Origin of the sequence: Tsuneonella mangrovi (assembly GCF_002269345.1) — a bacterium.
GTDB lineage: Bacteria > Pseudomonadota > Alphaproteobacteria > Sphingomonadales > Sphingomonadaceae > Tsuneonella > Tsuneonella mangrovi.
Genome location: NZ_CP022889.1, coordinates 262,754 through 281,911 on the forward strand (window position 1 = coordinate 262,754; position 19,158 = coordinate 281,911).

At 63.0% G+C, this 19,158-nt stretch carries 18 protein-coding genes; 3 read left to right on the forward strand and 15 right to left on the reverse strand.

Features of this window, described 5'->3' with window-relative positions; genetic code table 11:
• The first annotated feature begins 12 nt into the window (after positions 1 to 12).
• Together CJO11_RS01285 and CJO11_RS01290 are read left to right on the forward strand one after the other, a co-directional pair.
• Positions 13 to 1,299 carry a citrate synthase gene (locus CJO11_RS01285; RefSeq protein ID WP_095011085.1) on the forward strand — a complete coding sequence of 429 codons (1,287 nt, stop codon included), beginning with the start codon at positions 13 to 15 and terminating at the stop codon, positions 1,297 to 1,299.
• Between the two features lie 9 nt (positions 1,300 to 1,308).
• Positions 1,309 to 1,512, forward strand: coding sequence for a hypothetical protein (locus CJO11_RS01290; protein ID WP_095011086.1), 204 nt, complete (start codon positions 1,309 to 1,311; stop codon positions 1,510 to 1,512).
• A gap of 3 nt (positions 1,513 to 1,515) precedes the next feature.
• Here CJO11_RS01290 and CJO11_RS01295 read toward each other — a convergent pair whose 3' ends face one another.
• From CJO11_RS01295 to CJO11_RS01310, 4 genes are all read right to left on the reverse strand, one after another.
• The gene (locus tag CJO11_RS01295) at positions 1,516 to 2,892 is read right to left on the reverse strand and encodes a sensor histidine kinase (RefSeq protein WP_095011087.1); all 1,377 of its coding nucleotides are present in this window, start codon (positions 2,890 to 2,892) and stop codon (positions 1,516 to 1,518) included.
• 3 nt (positions 2,893 to 2,895) lie between these two features.
• Entirely contained in the window at positions 2,896 to 3,843 is a 948-nt protein-coding gene (locus CJO11_RS01300; RefSeq protein ID WP_240504514.1) for a hypothetical protein, read from the reverse strand.
• 50 nt (positions 3,844 to 3,893) lie between these two features.
• Positions 3,894 to 5,066, reverse strand: coding sequence for a hypothetical protein (locus CJO11_RS01305; protein ID WP_095011089.1), 1,173 nt, complete (start codon positions 5,064 to 5,066; stop codon positions 3,894 to 3,896).
• Between the two features lie 84 nt (positions 5,067 to 5,150).
• Complete coding sequence (locus CJO11_RS01310) at positions 5,151 to 5,450, reverse strand: Hpt domain-containing protein (protein ID WP_095011090.1); 300 nt, start codon at positions 5,448 to 5,450, stop codon at positions 5,151 to 5,153.
• Positions 5,451 to 5,551: 101 nt separating this feature from the next.
• On the opposite strand from CJO11_RS01310, the gene CJO11_RS01315 reads away from it, so the two are divergent.
• Positions 5,552 to 8,083: a coiled-coil domain-containing protein gene (locus CJO11_RS01315; protein WP_095011091.1), complete on the forward strand. Its 2,532-nt coding sequence runs from the start codon at positions 5,552 to 5,554 to the stop codon at positions 8,081 to 8,083.
• A gap of 23 nt (positions 8,084 to 8,106) precedes the next feature.
• Here CJO11_RS01315 and CJO11_RS01320 read toward each other — a convergent pair whose 3' ends face one another.
• From CJO11_RS01320 to nuoH, 11 genes are all read right to left on the reverse strand, one after another.
• Positions 8,107 to 8,391, reverse strand: a complete 285-nt coding sequence (locus tag CJO11_RS01320; RefSeq protein WP_095011092.1) for a DUF1467 family protein — start codon at positions 8,389 to 8,391, stop codon at positions 8,107 to 8,109.
• 3 nt (positions 8,392 to 8,394) lie between these two features.
• The gene (locus CJO11_RS01325; protein WP_240504515.1) at positions 8,395 to 10,041 is read right to left on the reverse strand and encodes a ribonuclease J; all 1,647 of its coding nucleotides are present in this window, start codon (positions 10,039 to 10,041) and stop codon (positions 8,395 to 8,397) included.
• A 4-nt stretch (positions 10,042 to 10,045) separates the two neighbouring features.
• A complete protein-coding gene (locus CJO11_RS01330; protein ID WP_095011093.1) occupies positions 10,046 to 10,828 on the reverse strand; it encodes a type III pantothenate kinase in 783 nt (260 codons plus the stop codon).
• A gap of 10 nt (positions 10,829 to 10,838) precedes the next feature.
• Positions 10,839 to 11,675, reverse strand: coding sequence for a biotin--[acetyl-CoA-carboxylase] ligase (locus CJO11_RS01335; protein ID WP_338064647.1), 837 nt, complete (start codon positions 11,673 to 11,675; stop codon positions 10,839 to 10,841).
• Positions 11,560 to 13,017, reverse strand: a complete 1,458-nt coding sequence (gene nuoN, locus CJO11_RS01340) for an NADH-quinone oxidoreductase subunit NuoN (RefSeq protein WP_095011095.1) — start codon at positions 13,015 to 13,017, stop codon at positions 11,560 to 11,562. Before nuoN ends, CJO11_RS01335 begins: the two co-directional genes overlap by 116 nt.
• Positions 13,017 to 14,576 (reverse strand): NADH-quinone oxidoreductase subunit M, encoded by a 1,560-nt coding sequence (locus CJO11_RS01345; protein ID WP_095011096.1) that lies wholly within the window; start codon positions 14,574 to 14,576, stop codon positions 13,017 to 13,019. Before CJO11_RS01345 ends, nuoN begins: the two co-directional genes overlap by 1 nt.
• Entirely contained in the window at positions 14,573 to 16,564 is a 1,992-nt protein-coding gene (nuoL, locus tag CJO11_RS01350) for an NADH-quinone oxidoreductase subunit L (RefSeq protein WP_095011097.1), read from the reverse strand. The genes CJO11_RS01345 and nuoL overlap by 4 nt, the downstream gene beginning before the upstream one ends.
• Before the next feature lie 4 nt (positions 16,565 to 16,568).
• Positions 16,569 to 16,874, reverse strand: a complete 306-nt coding sequence (gene nuoK, locus CJO11_RS01355) for an NADH-quinone oxidoreductase subunit NuoK (protein ID WP_095011098.1) — start codon at positions 16,872 to 16,874, stop codon at positions 16,569 to 16,571.
• Positions 16,871 to 17,491 (reverse strand): NADH-quinone oxidoreductase subunit J, encoded by a 621-nt coding sequence (locus CJO11_RS01360; protein WP_095011099.1) that lies wholly within the window; start codon positions 17,489 to 17,491, stop codon positions 16,871 to 16,873. Before CJO11_RS01360 ends, nuoK begins: the two co-directional genes overlap by 4 nt.
• A 111-nt stretch (positions 17,492 to 17,602) precedes the next feature.
• Complete coding sequence (nuoI, locus tag CJO11_RS01365) at positions 17,603 to 18,088, reverse strand: NADH-quinone oxidoreductase subunit NuoI (RefSeq protein WP_095011100.1); 486 nt, start codon at positions 18,086 to 18,088, stop codon at positions 17,603 to 17,605.
• On the reverse strand, positions 18,085 to 19,149 hold the full coding sequence (gene nuoH, locus CJO11_RS01370; RefSeq protein WP_095013145.1) for an NADH-quinone oxidoreductase subunit NuoH: 1,065 nt from the start codon (positions 19,147 to 19,149) through the stop codon (positions 18,085 to 18,087). Before nuoH ends, nuoI begins: the two co-directional genes overlap by 4 nt.
• Positions 19,150 to 19,158 lie beyond the last annotated feature (9 nt).

Genomic DNA, 19,158 nt, shown 5'->3' on the forward strand with positions numbered 1-19,158 from the left:
AAGGAGACCATCATGGCGGACAAGCAGGCGAAACTCGAACTCGGCGGTGCTGGGTACGATTTCCCCGTTCTCGAGGGCAGCCTCGGGCCGGACGTGGTCGATATCCGCAAGATGTACGGCGCGACCGGCGCGTTCACATACGATCCGGGCTACAAGTCTACCGCTAGCTGTGAAAGCGCGCTGACCTTCATCGATGGCGAAGAAGGCATCCTGCTCCACCGCGGCTATCCGATCGGGCAGCTGGCCGAGCAATCGAGCTTCATGGAAGTCAGCTACCTGCTGCTCAACGGCGAGCTGCCGACACAGCAAGAGCTCGATGAGTTCACCTACACCATCACGCGCCACACGATGGTGCATGACCAGCTCCGCCAGTTCTACCAAGGCTTCCGCCGCGATGCGCACCCGATGGCGGTGATGTGCGGTGTCGTCGGCGCGCTGTCGGCGTTCTACCATGACAGCACCGACATTTCCGATCCCGAGCAGCGCAAGATCGCCAGCCACCGCCTGATTGCCAAGATGCCGACGATCGCTGCGATGGCTTACAAGTATTCGATCGGCCAGCCGTTCCTGCAGCCGAAGAATTCGCTCAGTTACACTGGCAATTTCCTGCGCATGACGTTTGGTGTGCCTGCCGAGGAATACGAGATTCATCCCGCGGTCGAGAAGGCGATGGACCGGATCTTCATCCTTCATGCCGACCACGAGCAGAACGCATCGACCTCGACCGTGCGCCTCGCCGGTTCGTCGGGAGCGAATCCGTTCGCATGCATCGCCGCCGGCATCGCGTGCCTGTGGGGCCCGGCGCACGGCGGCGCGAACGAAGCGGCGCTCAACATGCTGCGCGAGATCGGCACGCCCGACAAGATTCCGCACTACATCGAGCGAGCGAAGGACAAGAACGATCCGTTCCGCCTGATGGGCTTCGGCCATCGCGTCTACAAGAACTACGACCCGCGCGCGACAGTGATGCAGAAGACCGTGCGCGAAGTGTTCGACGCGCTGAAAGTCTCCGATCCGGTGTTCGATACCGCGCTCCAGCTCGAGGAAATGGCGCTCAACGATCCTTATTTCATCGAGAAGAAGCTGTTCCCGAATGTCGATTTCTATTCGGGCGTGATCCTCTCGGCGATCGGTTTCCCGACCACGATGTTCACCGCGCTGTTTGCCCTCGCCCGTACGGTGGGCTGGGTCGCACAGTGGAACGAGATGATTTCCGACCCCGCTCAGGTGATCGGTCGCCCGCGCCAGCTCTACACTGGCCCGACCCAGCGCGATTACGTGCCGGTCGGCAAGCGCTAAGGCTGGGCGATGGGCATCCTGCGCATCATCCTCCAAGTGGTCGGTGGCTTCCTGACGTTCGCCGGAAGCTTTTTCGCGCTGCAGGGTGCCGGAGTGATCATGTGGCCGCCCGAAAGCTATATGCTTGCTGACGGGCAATGGGTGATCAACGGCGCGATCATCGCGCTGGTGGGGATCGGCGTGTTCGTGCTTGGCCGGAAAATCGGACGCTGACGATCAGTCGTCGCGGGCGGGGACTGCCAAAGTGAAACGCGCGCCCTCCCCCGGGGCGCTTTCAGCCCAAAGATCGCCGCCCATCGCTCGGGCGAGCCGGCGCGAGATGTAGAGCCCGAGGCCCGATCCCCCGTCGCCGCTGCGACCGAGCCGTTCGAACTTGCGAAACACCGCTTCAAGCTGGTCGGTCTGGAGGCCTGGTCCCTGGTCCGAAACCGTCACCAGAGCCCTGTCTCCGTCGCGCGCGAGCGCAAGCGCAACCTGCGAACCTTCGGGCGAATAGCGGATCGCATTGCCGACGAGGTTGAGCAGGACTTGCAAGACACGGCGGAACTCGCCGGTTGCAGGCAGGCTTTCGCCTTCGGGCGGCGCGACGAGAGCGATCTTCTGCTCTTGCGCGCGTACCCCGAGGATGCCGACCGCGCGGCGGGCAAGGTCGCCAAGGTCGATCGCATCGGGTGCCGTCTTGAAGTCGTCCGATTCGACGACTTCGAGATCGGAAAGGTCTTCGATCAGTGACAACAGATGCTGCCCCGCCGATGCGATATCGGAGGCGTAGTCGCTGTATTCGTCCGCCAACGGGCCCGCGAGCCGCGAGCGGATCGTTTCCGCATTGGCGATGATCCGGGCGATGGGTTGGCGCAGCACTGGTGTGAGTTCGCGGCCGAACGACGTCGGTAGCTGTTCGGCCTCTGCCGGGACCTCTCCAGTCGCAACTGCGAGCGGCCTGTCTGCGACCAACAGAAGCTCGAACCCGGCGCTTCCCGGTTCGGGGGCACCCAATGGCACGAGGCTGGCGGTCCAAAGTCGATCGGATCCTGGTACGTGGCAGGTCGCGCCGTCCAGCAGCCGCCAGTGCAACGGTTGGCGATGCGCAAGGCCTTCGAACGAGACCAGCTCGCTCCACTTGCGGGATTTCTGCTCGCGCATCGCTTCGGCGAGGTCTTGCAGATCGGGTGCGGAGCAGTCGACAGCAATAGTCTGCTGGTCCGGGCTGAGGCGCGCAGTGAGTTCGGCCAGTTCCCGATCGATTGCGATACGCCGCTGGGTGGCATCGTCGTCGGCCTCGGGCGGAATGGGGCTGCTTTGCCACGTGCCGACCGCAATCAGGCATCCGCCATCTTCATCACCGGACTGTGGGGCGATTTCGACCCATGCACGAATGACGTCCTCGCCATCGATCGCGCGGATCGTGCGGGCTACCCGGAGTCCGAGCGCGCGGGCCTTGCGAACCAACTCGAGCAGTTCCGGGACAGCCACCGTGCCCGGCAGCTCGCCTCCGCAACGGCGCTGCAGGCCCGCAAGCGGTTCGTCTGCCTCGACAAGGCGGTCGTGAGCATCGGTGCGCGCACGTGCAAGAACAGTGACTGGCGCGGTCATCGTCTAGACAACCGTGGAGCGGCCGGATTCAGCCAACAGGGCCACCGCGCGGTCGGTCCTCAGCGTGTCGAAGCCCTCGGGCAAGGCGATATCCGGGTGGAAATAGAGGAATTGCTGCTCGACTTCCTTGGGTTTGAGGCCCGCTGCCCGCAGAGCGATCGAGAGACGCGCCAACTGTCGGTCGTTGGTGGCGACGATCGTTAGGTCGCGCGCTTGCTTGACCGAAGCCGAGAGCGCGCTGAGGAAGATCGCAACGCCGGAATGTCCGACCGATAGCGCGGCGCGGATGCCATTGCCCATTTCGTTGACCAGTCGCTCGATCAACCCGAGCCGGCTGGCGCTTTCGTTGTACGACTGACGCAGCTGGATTTGCGCGTCGGCGGCCGCCTCGCGGTGATGCTCCTCGCTCGCGGCCAGCAAGCATTCGAGCGCATTGTGAAACAGGTCCGATGGCAGTTCGGTGAGCGGAAGTTCCATGCGGTGCTGCCGCTGGACGAACCGTGCCTGGGCCGTCAGCGCTGCCATGGCGGTGGTGGCGACCTGGTCTTCATCCGATGAAACAAGCGCCTGGAGCAGCGGGCTGAGAACCGGGTCGATCGCATTGCGTCGCTCGAGCCGCGTAGTGAGCTGGAACTCGAGTGCGAGCGCATGGCAGTGGCTGGTGATGCCGCCGTCCGCCATCAGGCGCTTGGCGAGCTGCTGGGTGTTTTTCTCGGCGAAGCCGTGCGGGTCGGGCAGCTTGCCGAATTCGGCCTGTGCCAGAACCAGTTGGCGAGCCAGTGCCATGATCATCCCACGCACCCTGCTCACGATCTCGTCGCTGAACAGCGAGTGATCGTGGTTCGCGAGCAAATGGCCGAGAATCGGCTCGATCGTGCCGAGCACGACGTCACCGTGCGCAAGCTCGTCGCGCAACACCGATTCGATGGGAATCGTGGTCGATTGGCTCATGACAGCATCATTCATCGTGCCCGCGATAGCGCAGCATGGTTAAATGCGCGTTAGCTGCGTCGGAAAGGCTTCAGAAGGCGGGCAAAAAGCCCGACGATCCCGATCCCCGCCAGTCCCAGCGCCGGTACGCCCGCCACAGCAGCCCAAAGTGCACCAAAGTAAACAAGTGCCCGGTCGCCGAAAGGTCGCGCCCAGACCGGGGCCTCCGGCTCTCTCGACAGGCGCATCGCTGCGACGACGACACTCGCAGCAAGCATACCTGTGATCCGCATTTCGGGCATGATTCCTGCGGATACAGCGATCAGTGCTGCATCGAGGATGACCCCGAATGCAAAATCGAGCAATTCGCGCTGCTTGCTCCCTCCCCCCGCCCGTGCGAACCGGGCCAATTGCTGCGCGACTACTGCAAGCAGCCCAGCAAGCAGTAGCGCGAGGAACCCTGCTGCCACGCGCCCGCTTTGGCCGGCGAGCCCCGCTCCCACGGCGAGCGCAGTCGAACCGGACAACATGAGGTTTGGCAACCAACGTGTTCGATTCCTTGTGGAAACGAACTGCGCGATGCGATAACCAAGCGCTTCGGTCGGCCGCGTCCAAGCGGGAGACGGCACGTGTTGCTTGAGCCATTGGCGCTCCAGCCTCGTAGCAATGGCCTGGCTACGGACGAGCGACCAGCGGCCATCATCAAGCGCCGATTCGGGAACCGGAATTGCGCGCACACCGCGCTGCAGGGCGATCCGCAGCAGGCCTGCAATGGCATCACCATCGGCGGGTAGCGCGGTGAGCGATTCGACTGCATCCCCACGCACCAACAGTAGCCCGCCCCACGCGCGATCGCGATCGATCCGCTCAAATCCGTGCTCGAGCCCGCTTTCGACCGGCAGGACCGCGACCCCCGCACGATCCGAGAAGCGTTCTTTCAGCCAGGCGTGGTCAGCGACCAGACCGGGTGCGATGACCAGAACCTCGTCGTTCGCACTGACCAATCCGGAGAGGCTGCGATGCGCGGCGATAGCATTGAATTTGATGCCGAAATCGTCGCACTGGTGCTGCAAGGCTGCGATTTCGGGGCCGACCGTTTCGGCCAGGCACACGACCCGGCTGCATCCGAGCGCATGGGCGGCATCGACCTGCAATGCGAGGACCGTTCGCCCGGCAAACGGCAGCAGGCCCCTGCCCGGTTCGCCGAACTGCGCGCCCAATGCCGAAAGCAGTGCAATGCGCACCCGTGCGCCTCCTCGAACCGGTTGAACGGTGAAACTAGGGTCTACGAGGAGCGGTGCCAAGCATTCGCGCGGCGCAGCGCGAAACTAGTTCGAAAAATCGACGCAATATTGCTCAATCCGCCGGATCACTGTCGGTTCGCCCGGCGCAGAAGCGAGTGCTTCTTCGGCCAGCGCCTGCAGATCCGTTGCATGGAAGCTTGCGGCAAGGCCCTTCAGGCGCATTGCGGCAACCTGCCAGTTGCCGTCGCACCGGGCGCGCCGAAGCAGGTCGAGATGGCCCGACAGGCTTTCGCCGAATGCCTTGCGCAGTTCGGCGAGTAGCGCAGCATCCTCGCCCGCAGCAGCGGCGAGCGTCGCGTCGAAGTTTCCGTGTTCATATGCCATCGGGCAACCTGGCTAACACCGAAGCGGTTAAAGCGGGGTTTATCATACGCCGTTTCGTGATAGTTTCCGCGGCTATGACCGGGGGATTTCATATTCGGGCCGTGGGTCCCGAGGGCGGCGCGGCTGCGTCTGGGCAAACGCAAGTTGAGCCGGGGGACGATGCCCCGCTCAACCTGAGCGAGGATTGGGTGGCGGACGAGGAGCAAGCCGATCCCGCCGATTGGGCCGATTACGAGGAGCCGAAGCGGAGCTGGGGCTGGCTCGTCCCGACATTCGCACTGCTCACCGTCGCGATTTGGACAGGATACTTTGGCTGGGCGCAACAGCAGGCGTTCCTGATCGGGGCTGCACCTTGGGATTGGACCGCATTGATTGCGCAATGGTCGATGCCGGTGCTGCTCGTGGTCGGGCTTTGGCTCCTGGCGATGCGCACAAGCCGGCGCGAAATGACCCGCTTTTCCGATGCGAGCCGCAGCCTGGCGCACGAATCGGCAGCGCTTGAAGCGCGCTTGGTGACGATCAATCGTGAGCTGAGTCTTGCGCGGGAATTCCTCGCTTCGCAGACTCGTGAGCTCGAAACGCTCGGACGTGTGGCAACCGCTCGCCTGAGCGAAAATGCCGAGCAATTGCAGTCCCTGATTGCCAACAACGGCGAGCAGGTCGAAGCCATTGCCAAAGTAAGCGAAGCGGCAACCGAGAACATGGATCGCTTGCGCGGTGACTTGCCGGTCATCGCGAATTCGGCGCGTGATGTCTCGAACCAGATCGGTGCGGCGGGCAATACCGCGAAGGACCAGCTCGAGACGCTGGTGGCAGGTTTCGAGCGGCTCAATGAGTTTGGTCAGGCAAGCGGACGGCAGGTTTCCGCGCTGCAGGCCAAGGTGGATGAGACAATCGCGGCATTCTCCGCACAACTTTCGCAGATGGAAGAAGCGTCGAGCGCCCGGTTCATTGCGCTGCGCGAAAGCAGCGAGGCGTTCCGTACCGAGCTCGACGGGCGCGAAGTCGATGCGCTTGCCGCGATGCGGCACCGAGCCGACAAACTGCGCGAGGAAGTTGCGGCAGCGACGGCTGACCTCGAAGCGCGCGAGGAAGAACTGCTTGCATCGCTGCGCGCGCGCATCTCGGCTGTTCGCGAAGGTGCCGCCACGGTCTCGCACAGCCTTGCCGAAGGCGAAGACAGTGCCGCCAGCAAGTGGGGCGAACGCATCTCTGGATTGCAAGACAACTTGGCCGATGCAATCGAAGCGATCGGCCAAGCCGAACGGGAATCACTGGAAAGCGCCAATGCTCGCCTCGATGCGGTTCGGACCGCCACCGAGCAATCGCTGGCCGAACTCACCGGGAAGCTGGCCGAATTCGACGCCGGACTGGAAGAGCGAACTGCTGCCCAGCTTGCGCGCGCGCAGGATATCGAGGATCACGGGCGAACGCTCGGCGAGCGCATCGATGCGCTCGGTTCGCAGATGTCTGATGCCGCGAGCCAGGGACACGAGGCACAGACAGCGCTCGCTGCGGCGCTCGACGCATTGGCGGCGCGTCTGACATCGAGCCGCGAGGCGCTTGGCGAGACCGACCGGACGGTGTCCGATCTTACTGACGCCAGCGTGCGCCTGCTCGAGCTGATCCAGGCAAGTGTGAAGCATAGCCAGGGCGAATTGGCCGACGCGATGGGATCGAGCGAAGAACGTCTCACCGAACTGACCAGGCGCGGCGAATCGCTTGGCCTGATGCTCGACAGCGCCGGAGAGAAGAGCCGCGAGCTCTCGGAATATGTCCTCGCCGCCCAAAACGACAGCGCAGCGGCACGCGAGGAAGTTGCCGCTTTCCACGCCCAACTCGCTACAACGACCAACGGTCACGCCGAGCAACTCCAAAGCCTGAAAGCACAGCTGGCCGCGCTCGCGTCCGACAGCGCGCAAGCCTCTGCGTCAGCCCAGGGCAGCCTGAGGGAAGCGATCACGGCGCTGGAAACGTCTGCGCGGGAGGCGATTGCCTCGCTCGAGGACACCAGCAGCGAACGCTTGCGCGCGATTGCCGATCGGATCGGAGCGGATGCAGCGGCGGCTATCGGGACAGCCGTGCGGGAGCAGTCCAGCGATGCGGTTTCAGAGGTCGAGGAGGCGGTCGCCCGTGCCGCGCGTGCCGGACGCGAGACCGCAATCCAGTTGCGCGACCAGCTTGCGCGGGTGAACGAACTCGCGGGCAACCTCGAAAGCCGCGTGGCCCTCGCCCGCGAACGCGCCGAAGAACAGGTTGACAACGACTTCTCGCGCCGCGTTGCGCTGATCACGGAGAGCCTCAACTCGCACGCGATAGATATCTCGCGCGCGATTTCGGCGGATGTCTCCGACAGTGCATGGGCGAGCTACCTCAAGGGTGACCGAGGCATCTTCACGCGTCGCGCGGTGCGCTTGCTCGACAATGCGGACGCCAGGGAAATCGCCACAACGTATGAAAACGACGATGATTTCCGCGCCCACGTGAGCCGCTACATCCACGACTTCGAAGCGATGCTGCGCACGATGCTCTCGACCCGCGACGGCCATGCCATCGGCGTGACCCTGCTCAGTTCGGACATGGGCAAGCTCTATGTCGCGCTGGCCCAGGCGATCGAGCGACTGCGCGACTGATACGGCCACGCATCGCCGAACGGCTAGTCGGCGCTGTTCACGGTGTGGGGCGACAGAAAGTCCACGTCGTCGATCGTGATCCAGCCGTGGATGTAGTTCTGGACATAGAGCGTGGTCAGGATCGCAGCGAGGATCGTTGCCGCCAGCGCCAGCTTCCTGGGGCGGAAATTGGCGGGCGCGCTATCCGCTTGCCCCGGTGTCTTTTCGATGCCGAGCTCGTCGTGCGTGCGTATCCCGAACGGCAGGATCAGGAACGCCGTCATCACCCAGAACAGCAGGTAGATTGCGAGAACCGATGTCCAGGCCATCGCTCATTCCTCCGGTAGCATAACTCTAACTTGCGGGCGCTTTCCGCACCAGCGCGTTGCGGCACGGCGAGTGGCCAAACGCGCCGCTTCGCGCACATCTTCGCGGTTGCGGCGCGCCGGACCTCTCAGCCTGCCGATCGCGTCCAAAACATCGGCCTTCGCTTCGGCAACAAACTCGGGGTAGTCCTCGTCGAGCGGCAAGCCGATCCCTTCGACCTGCACGCCGCCCTGACCATCGAGCACAACGACAACGATCCCGTCGCGCGCAAGGCGGCGACGCATGGTTATCGCTTCGCCGTCCGCCGGCACGATAATGTCGCCGTCGAGCACCAGGCGGCCGTTTCCGACCTCGGCCAATTTGCCGGGTTTGCCGGGAGCGAGCCGGACGACATCTCCGTTTTTCTGCAGAACCGTGCTGGGAATGCCGCGCGCATCGCCGAGGCGCGCCTGCTCAGCCATGTGGCGCATTTCGCCGTGGACCGGCACGAGCACTTGTGGGCGTAGCCATGCGTAAAGCGCTTCGAGTTCCGGGCGGCCGGGATGCCCTGAGACGTGGATATCGCTCTGCCGATCGGTCACCATCACGATTCCGCGCGCAGCAAACTGGTTCTGGATTCTGCCGATAGCGATCTCGTTCCCTGGGATCTGGCGGCTCGAGAACAGGACTACATCGCCTCTGGTGAGCTCTATCGGGTGATTATCGTCGGCAATCCGTGCAAGCGCCGCGCGCGGCTCGCCCTGCCCGCCGGTCGCCAGCACCATGATCTCGCCGCGCGGCAATCCCATCGCGGTATCGAAATCGACCAGTGGCGGCAGGTCTTCGAGATAGCCGTTGTCTTGCGCGACCTCGATGATGCGGTCGAGCGAGCGCCCGGCGACGCATAACTGGCGGCCGGTGGCTTTCGCGACCTCGCCCAGCGTGTGCAAGCGGGCGACGTTGCTGGCGAATGTGGTTACCACGACGCGCCGCCCGCCCCACTTGGCAACCTCGTCGTGCAGAGCCGTGTAAACCGCCCCTTCGGACCCGCTTTCGTTCGGGTTGAACACGTTGGTCGAATCGCACACCAGCGCGAGGATGCCCTCGTCGCCGAGTTCGCACAGTTCCTCCTCGGTGGTCGGTTCGCCGATGATCGGTTCTTCGTCGAGCTTCCAGTCGCCGGTGTGGAACACGCGGCCATAGGGTGTGTCGATCAGCAGGCCGTTCCCTTCCGCGATCGAATGCGCCAGCGGAATGTAAGACACGTCGAATGGCCCTACCGCGAAACTGTCGGTCCCTTCGATGATGTTGAGTTCGACCTCGTCGACCAGCCCGGCCTCCTCGAGCTTGCGGCGCACGAGATCGGCGGTGAACGGAGTAGCATAGAGCGGCACGCCCAGATCCTGGGCGAAATAGGGCACCGCGCCGATATGGTCCTCGTGCGCATGAGTCAGCACAATTCCGTCGAGCTGGTCGGTGCGTTCCTCAATGAACGTTAGGTCGGCGAATACCAGGTCGACGCCGGGATATTCGTTGCCGCTGAACGTCATCCCCAGATCGACCATCATCCATCGGCCCTGGCAGCCGTAGAGATTGACGTTCATCCCGATCTCGCCCGATCCACCGAGCGCGAGGAACAGCAATTCGTCTTCGGGAGTGAAATCCTTCTTCAAGCCGTCAGACCTTGCTCGCTGCGCGCTCGGCGAGGATTGCGAGACCGTCCAGCGTCAAGTCCGCATCGACCGCGTCAAAAATATCAGTATGCTTGTCGAACAGGATCGCCAGCCCGCCCGTCGCAACCACCTTGGCGGGTCGGCCGATTTCGGTGCGCATCCGGGCAATCAACCCTTCCATCATCGCGACATAACCCCAGAACACCCCGATCAGCATCTGGTCCTCGGTATTGGTGCCGATCACGCTGTCGCTCGATGGCGCTTCTATCGCGATGCGCGGCAATTTGGCGGTGTTTCCGACCAGTGCATCGAGCGAGAGGTTGATACCCGGCGCAATGATCCCGCCCTTGTAGGCCCCGTTGAAATCGACTGCGTCGAAAGTCGTTGCCGTCCCGAAATCGACGACGATCAGGTCGCCCTCATATTTGGCGTGTGCTGCGATTGTGTTGAGCGCCCGGTCCGCGCCGAGCGAACGCGGCTCGTCGACATCGACCGCCATGCCCCACCCGACGGTGCCTTCCCCCGCGATCAACGGTGGTTTGCCGAAGTATTTCTCCGCCAGGACACTGAGGTTGTGGACCGCGCGCGGGACAACCGAGCCGATAATGATCTGGTCGATTTCCTCGCGCTTTACGCCTTCGATGGCTAGCAATTGCAGCAGCCACACTGCGTATTCGTCGCCGGTGCGACGGGGATCGGTTGCGATCCGCCAGCGGGCCTTGATCTCGCGTCCATCGAACAGCGCGAAGACCACGTTGGTGTTTCCGACATCGGCAGCGAGCAGCATGGGCAATCCCCTATCCGAAGGTGACGTCGCCGGCGTGGATGGCACGGGTTTGCCCGTTATCCAACCGCAACCGCAATGATCCATCGGGTTCCAGGCCATCAAACCGCCCCGAAACGGCGTTGCCGCCGGGTTCGTGGACTGTGAGCATCGTGCCTTCCCGGTGCGCGGCGGCTTGCCAACGGCGCAGCATCGGCTCGGTCCCGAATGTCCGCCAGCGATCCAGTTCGCGATCGAACGTATCGCCGAGTGCATGCGCGAAAGCGTCACGATCCGGCACCGGCCCAACGTCGGCCATGGCGATCGTCTCCCGCCCTTCGATTTGCGGGGCAGCGGCGAGGTTGACCCCGATGCCGACGATCACCGCGCCACCTTCGCGTTCGAGCAGGATGCCAGCCAGCTTCGCGCGGCCGAGCATCAGGTCGTTCGGCCATTTGAGCGAAAGTGCCGACGGATCGGCCAGCAAGGGTGCGACAGTTTCGTAAAGCGCGAGCCCTGCCATGTGCGCGAGCGTTGGGGCGGGCGGGTCGTTAGAAGCGAGGTGAACCGCCGTCGAGCCCATGAAGTTGCCCGTCCCGTCGAACCAGGTCCTTCCTTGGCGCCCTCGCCCGGCAACCTGGCGATCGGCAACGAGCCAATCGCCCTCACAAACGCGCTCCCCGCCACGTAGTCGCGCGGCGAGGTCAGCGTTGGTCGAACCGGTTTCTGGGACTGTTTCGATCAAACCTGTAGCGTCATGCGACAAGGAACAGCGCCGCCGCGGCCTTGTCCGCCAACTCGCCCAGCCAGCCCGTAAGCAAATAGCCGAGCGGGGAGACGAACAGCGTCGAGATGACCAGCAGGCCGACATGGGCCCAGTCGTTGTCACCCTTTGCCTTGTCGGCCGGCTCGTCGAAGAACATCACCTTGCCGACCTTGAGGTAGTAGAATGCGCCGATCACCGAAGCGGCAATTGCGATCGCCGCCAGCGGGACCATCCCGGCGTCTACAGCTGCGCGGAACACGACCAACTTGCCCCAGAAGCCGAACAACGGCGGGATGCCCGCAAGGCTCAGCATCAGGAACAACAGGCACCACGCGATCAGCGGCTTGGTGCGCGAAAGGCCGGCCATGTCGGTAATCGATTCGATGTAGTTGCCTTCTTCATCGCGCAGCATCAGCACCGCTACGAAGCTGCCCACCGACATCGCAACATAGATCGCGAGGTAAACCAGCATCCCGCTGACGCCCTGCGGCGTGGCTGCGGCGAGACCAACAAGGATGAAGCCGACGTTGTTGATCGAGGAATAGGCAAGCAGGCGCTTGATATTGTCCTGCCCGATCGCACCCAGCGCACCGATCACGATCGAGGCCAGCGCGGCGAAAATGACGATCTGCTGCCAGACGTGCGCCTGCAACCCGAATGCATCTATCGCCACGCGGATCGTGAGGCCCAGCGCGGCGACCTTCGGCGCAGTGGCAAAGAACATCGTTACCGGCGTTGGCGCACCTTCGTAGACGTCCGGGGTCCACATATGGAACGGCACTGCGGAGATCTTGAACGCCAGCCCCGCGAGCACGAAGATCACGCCGATCAGCGCACCCTTCGAGATTTCCCCGGCCAGCGCAGCGCGGATCGTCGTGAAGTCGGTCGAACCGGTGAAGCCGTAGGTCAGGCTCATCCCGTAAAGCAGGAGGCCGCTCGCCAGCGCGCCGAGCACGAAATACTTGAGGCCAGCTTCTGCCGAGCGTCCATCAACCCGCAGGAACGATGCCAGCACGTATGCGGCAAGGCTGTTCATCTCTAGCCCGATGTAGAGCGTCAGCAGGTTACCTGCCGAGACCATGATCCCCATGCCGAGGACCGCGAACAGGACCAGCACGGGGTATTCCGCGCGCATTGCGTCCCAGCGTTCGAAGAACTTGGGAGCGACCATCAGGCTGGCTATCGCTGCGGCATAGATCAACATCTTGGCGAAGGCGGAGAACGCATCGACGCGCATCTGGCCGTCGAACGCCGAAGCGCTAGCTGTTTCGCCGCAAAGGACCGGGATCGTCAGTGCGGCAGCAGCGGCGATGATGATCACTGCGCCCACGCTGATCGCGCGACTGGCCTTGTCGCCCATCCACGCCGCGCACAGCAGGAGCAACAGACCGCCGACCGAGAGGACGATTTCAGGTGCAATGAGCGAAAGGGAAGCCGAATAGTCCATCAGTGGCCCTCCCCTTCTGCGGCGCTTTCATGCGCAATGGCGTTGGCCGGGTGCGTCCGGCGCTGCTCGGCAGTCGGCGCGGCCAGCATCGAGTCGCCCTTGGGTGCCGCTATCGACACGCGCGCGTCGAGCGCCTGGATGTCCGCCCGCATCGGCGCGAGGAAACTTTCGGGATAGACGCCCATCCACAGCACCGCGAGTGCGATGGGGAGCAGCATGGCCCATTCGCGCCAGTTGAGGTCGGGCATCGCGGCAGCGTCAGGGTTCTTCTGCTCGCCGAACGCGACGCGGCGATAGAGGTAGAGCATGTAGGCTGCGCCCAGGATGATGCCGGTCGTGCAAACCAGCGTGACGGTGGTTGAGACCTGGTAGGTCCCGGCAAGGCTCAGGAACTCGCCGACGAATCCGCTGGTGCCAGGCAAACCGATGCTGGCCATCGTGAACAGCATGAAGAACAGCGCGTACTTGGGCATATTGATCGACAGGCCGCCGTAGCGGTCGATCTCGCGGGTGTGCAGCCGATCGTAGATGACCCCGACGCACAGGAACAGCGCGCCCGAAACGAGGCCGTGGCTCAGCATCACGATCATTGCCCCTTCGAGGCCCTGCACGTTGAACGCGAACAGGCCGATGGTGACGATTGCCATGTGCGCGACCGACGAATAGGCGATCAGCTTCTTCATGTCCTGCTGCACCAGTGCGACCAGCGAGGTGTAAACCACCGCGACCATGCTGAGCGCGAAGATCAACCACATCAGCTGTGCGCTCGCCTCCGGGAACATCGGCAGGCTGAAGCGAATGAAGCCGTAACCGCCCATCTTGAGCAGTACGCCTGCCAGGATCACCGAACCGGCGGTTGGTGCCTGCACGTGCGCATCGGGCAACCAGGTGTGGACTGGCCACATCGGCATCTTCACCGCGAAGCTGGCGAAGAATGCCAGGAACAGCCACGTTTGCGCCTTTGGCGGGAAATCGTACTGCATCAGCGTGGGAATGTCGGTCGTGCCAGCGGTGTGGATCATCCACAGCATCGCGATCAGCATCAGCACCGAGCCCAGCAGCGTGTAGAGGAAGAACTTGTAGCTCGCGTAAATCCGGTTGGCTCCGCCCCAGATTCCGATGATCAGGTACATCGGGATCAGCCCGGCTTCGAAGAAGATGTAGAATAGTAGCAGGTCCTGCGCGGCGAATACGCCGATCATCAGCAGTTCCATGATCAGGAACGCGGCCATGTATTCGCCGACCCGCTTCTGGATCGATTCCCAGCTGGCGAGGATGCAGATCGGCATCAGGAACACAGTGAGCATGGTCAGCATCAACGCGATGCCATCGATGCCCAGCGCGTAGGAGAACCCGGCGAACAGCGCGTGGCTTTCCTGGAACTGCCACTGCGGGCCGCCGATGTCGAAATTGGCCCACAGCAGCACGCCCAGCGCGAAATCGACCAGCGTAGCCACCAGAGCGATCATGCGCGCGGCCTTCGCCTCGACCATGAAACAGGCGATCGCACCGACCAGCGGCACCAGCAGCATCAGCGAAAGGATCGGGAAACCGGTCATCCTACCATCACCCACGAAATGGCGACGAGAACGCCGATAAGCATGACAAGCGCATAACTGTAGAGATACCCGGACTGGATTTTCTTCGCGGCCACGGTGCCTTGTGCGACGACCCACGCCGCGCCGTCTGGCCCGAACCGGTCGATGATCCCGACGTCACCTTTCTTCCAGAACAGGCGGCCGATCCAGAACGCGGGGCGGACGAACACGACGTTGTAAAGCTCGTCGAAATACCACTTGTTGTAGACGAAGGTGTAGATCGGGCCGAGCTGCTGAGCGGCACGTGCGGGCATGCCCTTGTCACGGACATAGCCCTGATATGCGATCAGGAAGCCGATGATCATCACTACCGTCGCAGCCAGCTTCGCCCATTCCGGAATGCCGTGCATTGCGTGCATCAGCCCTTCGTTGAACGCGACCGAACCGCTCCAGAATTCGGCGCTTTCGACGAATTGCGGGTAGAACACGAGGCCTGCAAACACCGCGCCGACGCTCAGCAGCACCAGCGGGATAAGCATCGACAGCGGGCTTTCGTGCGGGTGATAGCCGCCGGTGGTGTCTTCGCCAGCCTGTTCGGGGGTCTTGTGGACCGAGTGCTGGATGTGTTCGCTCTCGATCCAGCGCGGCTTGCCGAAGAAGGTCAGGAACACCAGCCGCCACGAATAGAAGCTGGTCAGCAGCGCAGCGATCACGCCCATCCAGAAGGCAAAGTTCGCCATGCTTGTGCCGCGCGCGAAGGCCGCTTCGATGATCGCGTCTTTCGAATAGAATCCCGCGAACCCGAACAGGCCGGGAATGCCGACCCCGGTGATCGCCAGCGTTCCTGCGGTCATCGCCCAGAAAGTGATCGGGATCTTCTTATAGAGACCGCCGTAATAGCGCATGTCCTGCTCGTGGTGCATCGCGTGGATCACGCTGCCCGCGCACAGAAACAGCAGCGCCTTGAAGAACGCGTGCGTCAGCAGGTGGAACATCGCGATGTTGTAAGCACCCACGCCGGCGGCGAAGAACATGTAGCCGAGCTGGCTGCAGGTCGAATAGGCGATCACCCGCTTGATGTCCCACTGGGTGCAGCCGATCGTTGCGGCGAACAGGCAGGTTGCCGCGCCGACGAAAGTCACGACGTTGAGCGCGAACGGCGCGGTCTCGAACATCGGCGACAGGCGGCAGACCATGAACACGCCCGCGGTCACCATCGTCGCAGCGTGGATCAGCGCGGAAACCGGGGTCGGGCCTTCCATCGCGTCGGGCAACCAGGTGTGCAGCCCCAGCTGCGCGGATTTGCCCATCGCGCCGATGAACAACAGCACGCACAGCACGTCCATCGTATCGACCCGGTGGCCGAGGAAACCGATCGTGCTGCCTGCCATGCCGGGCGCGGCGGCGAGGATTTCGGGGATCGAGACGGTGTGAAACACCAGGTAGGTGCCGAAGATGCCGAGCATGAAGCCGAGATCGCCCACACGGTTGACCACGAAGGCCTTGATCGCGGCGGCGTTGGCGCTGGGCTTCTTGAACCAGAACCCGATCAGCAGGTAGCTGGCGAGGCCCACCCCTTCCCAGCCGAAGAACATCTGCACCAGGTTGTCTGCCGTCACGAGCATCAGCATCGCGAAGGTGAACAGGCTGAGGTAAGCGAAGAACCGGGGCTGGTCCGGGTCCTCGTCCATGTATCCCCACGAATAGAGGTGAACGAGCGCGGAAACGCTGGTGACAACCACCAGCATCACAGCGGTCAGCGTATCGACACGCAGCGCCCAGTCGAAACTCAGCGTGCCCGAATGGACCCACTGCAGCACCGGCACCACGGTCTCGCCCTGCGATCCCATCAGGAAGCCAACGAAGATCGGCCAGCTGAGCGCGCACGAAACGAAAAGGAACCCGGTCGTCAGCGTCTTGACCGCGAGGTTGCCGAGCGCGCGGTTGCCGAGGCCGCCGACGATTGCCGCGAGCAGCGGCAGGAACACGATGAACAGGATCGGGTGCAACGGGCTATCCCTTCATCCGGTTGACGTCGTCGACCGCGATCGTGCCGCGGCCGCGGAAGTAGATCACGAGGATCGCGAGGCCGATTGCCGCTTCGCCCGCTGCCACGGTCAGCACGAACATCGCGAAGATCTGCCCCGTCAGGTCGTGCAGGAAGGCGCTGAACGCCACGAGGTTGATGTTTACCGCGAGCAGGATCAGCTCGATCGCCATCAGGATCACGATCACGTTCTTGCGGTTGAGGAAGATCCCCAACACGCCGAGCACGAACAGGATCGCGCCGACAGTGAGGTATTGCGTCAGGCCGATCACAGCTGGACCCCCTTGCCCACTTCGGGCCGCGTGTTGACGGTTGCTTCGTCCGGGCGACGGCGAACTTGCTTGGAGATGTTCTGCCCGCGCGAATCCTTGCGTTCGCGATGGGTCAGCACAATCGCGCCGATCATCGCGACGAGCAGAATGATGCCTGCGCTTTCGAACAGGAACAGGTACTTGCCATACAGCACCGCGCCGATCGCGGCGATGTTGCTGACGCCTTCGGCCGGCGGTGAGGCTGCCGCGGCGGTGTGCTTCAGGTCCAGCGCGCCTGCACTATAGACCGTGATGCCGAGCACCAGTTCGGCCGCAAGCACGATGGCGATGGCAATGCCGAGCGGGAAATTCTTCACGAACCCGGCGCGCAGTTCGGAGAAATCGATGTCGAGCATCATCACCACGAACAGGAACAGCACCGCGACCGCGCCGACGTAGACGATCACCAGCAGCATCGCGATGAACTCGGCGCCGACCAGCACCATCAGCCCGGCGGCGTTAAAGAACGCGAGGATCAGCCACAGCACCGAATGGACCGGGTTGCGGCTCATGATCACGAACACTGCCGAAAGGATCGTGAGCGTGGCGAAAAGATAGAAGGAAAGGACCTGGATCATCGTGCGAACCTCCGTTCGCCTCGAGCGAAGTCGAGAGGGCGAGCACAAAGTGTCTCGACTGCGCTCGACACGAACGGGCATTTGGAGAGGCTGGAAATCACGTCGCGGCCCCTATCGATACGGCGCATCGGCTTCAAGGTTCGCGGCGATCGCCCGCTCCCACTTGTCCCCGTTGGCCAGCAGTTTCGCCTTGTCGTAGAGCAGTTCCTCGCGCGTTTCGGTCGCGTATTCGAAGTTCGGCCCTTCGACGATCGCATCCACCGGGCAGGCTTCCTGGCAGAAGCCGCAATAGATGCACTTGGTCATGTCGATGTCGTAGCGGGTGGTGCGGCGGCTGCCGTCCTCGCGCGGTTCCGCCTCGATAGTGATCGCCTGCGCCGGGCAGATCGCTTCGCACAGCTTGCACGCGATGCAGCGTTCCTCGCCGTTGGGATAGCGCCGCAGCGCGTGTTCGCCGCGGAAACGCGGGGAAAGAGGGTTCTTCTCGAACGGATAGTTGATCGTCGCCTTGGGCTTGAAGAAGTACTTCAGCGTGAGGGCATGCGCCTTCACGAACTCCCACAGCGTGAACGACTTGACGAGCTGGGCGACGGTCATGCGACGCCTCCGTAACGGGTAAACATCAGCCAACCGCTCACCAGCACCACGAACAGCAGGCTCATCGGCAGGAACACCTTCCAGCCGAGGCGCATGAGCTGGTCGTAGCGGTAGCGCGGCACGGTCGCCTTTACCCAGCTGAAGATGAAGAAGAAAAACAGGATCTTGGCGAGCAGCCAAACAAATCCGGGAATGACAATGTTCGGGAAGATGCCGAGGAATGGGATGTCCATTATCGGCAGGTAGCCGCCGAAAAACAGCACCGCGTTCAAGGTGCACATCAGCAGCACGTTGGCGTATTCGCCCAGCCAGTAGAGCGCGAAGGCCATGCTGGAGTATTCGGTCTGGTACCCGGCGACGAGTTCGCTCTCGGCCTCGGTCAGGTCGAACGGCGCGCGGGCGGTTTCGGCCATGCCGGAGATCAGGAACAGCACCCACATCGGGAACAGCAGCGGGTTGAACACGAACCCGTTGAGCAGCCACACGTGGTCCTTCTGCGCCTGCACGATCTCGTTCAGGTTGAACGAGCCGGCCCACAGCACCACGCAGATCAGGATGAACCCGATCGAGACTTCGTAGGAAATCATCTGCGCGGCGGCGCGCATGGCGGAGAAGAACGGATACTTCGAGTTCGACGCCCAGCCCGCGATCACCACGCCGTAGACCCCCAGCGAACTGATCGCGAGGACATAGAGCAGCCCGACGTTGATGTTCGCCAGGATCGCTCCCGAGTTGAACGGGATCACCGCCCACGCCATCAGCGCGACGGTGAAGGTGATGATCGGCGCGATCAGGAACAGGCCCTTGTTCGCTGCCGAGGGAATGATCGTTTCCTGCAGGAACACCTTCAACCCGTCGGCGAACGACTGCAACAGACCCCACGGGCCGACCACATTGGGCCCCTTGCGCAGCGCCATCGCCGCCCAGATCTTGCGGTCGGCATAGATGATCATCGCCACGCCGAGCATCAGCGGCAGTGCGATCAGCAGGATTCCGCAGATCGTCGCGACGAACCACGCCCAGTCGTATGGCATGCCGAGGAATTCGAAGAATTCGGTCATGGTCATGCT

Bases quoted from the DNA above. Each gene is read 5' to 3' on its own strand.
- CJO11_RS01285 (WP_095011085.1), top strand. From the start codon at position 13: ATGGCGGACAAGCAGGCGAAACTCGAACTCGGCGGTGCTGGGTACGAT.
- CJO11_RS01290 (WP_095011086.1), top strand. From the start codon at position 1,309: ATGGGCATCCTGCGCATCATCCTCCAAGTGGTCGGTGGCTTCCTGACG.
- CJO11_RS01295 (WP_095011087.1), bottom strand. From the start codon at position 2,892: ATGACCGCGCCAGTCACTGTTCTTGCACGTGCGCGCACCGATGCTCAC.
- CJO11_RS01300 (WP_240504514.1), bottom strand. From the start codon at position 3,843: ATGAGCCAATCGACCACGATTCCCATCGAATCGGTGTTGCGCGACGAG.
- CJO11_RS01310 (WP_095011090.1), bottom strand. From the start codon at position 5,450: ATGGCATATGAACACGGAAACTTCGACGCGACGCTCGCCGCTGCTGCG.
- CJO11_RS01320 (WP_095011092.1), bottom strand. From the start codon at position 8,391: ATGGCCTGGACATCGGTTCTCGCAATCTACCTGCTGTTCTGGGTGATG.
- CJO11_RS01330 (WP_095011093.1), bottom strand. From the start codon at position 10,828: ATGCTGCTCGCTGCCGATGTCGGAAACACCAACGTGGTCTTCGCGCTG.
- CJO11_RS01335 (WP_338064647.1), bottom strand. From the start codon at position 11,675: ATGTCGGCCTGCTGGTCATCTCGACGCTGTTCGTCTCCCCGCTCGGCT.
- nuoN (WP_095011095.1), bottom strand. From the start codon at position 13,017: ATGGACTATTCGGCTTCCCTTTCGCTCATTGCACCTGAAATCGTCCTC.
- CJO11_RS01345 (WP_095011096.1), bottom strand. From the start codon at position 14,576: ATGACCGGTTTCCCGATCCTTTCGCTGATGCTGCTGGTGCCGCTGGTC.
- CJO11_RS01360 (WP_095011099.1), bottom strand. From the start codon at position 17,491: ATGATCCAGGTCCTTTCCTTCTATCTTTTCGCCACGCTCACGATCCTT.
- nuoI (WP_095011100.1), bottom strand. From the start codon at position 18,088: ATGACCGTCGCCCAGCTCGTCAAGTCGTTCACGCTGTGGGAGTTCGTG.
- nuoH (WP_095013145.1), bottom strand. From the start codon at position 19,149: ATGACCGAATTCTTCGAATTCCTCGGCATGCCATACGACTGGGCGTGG.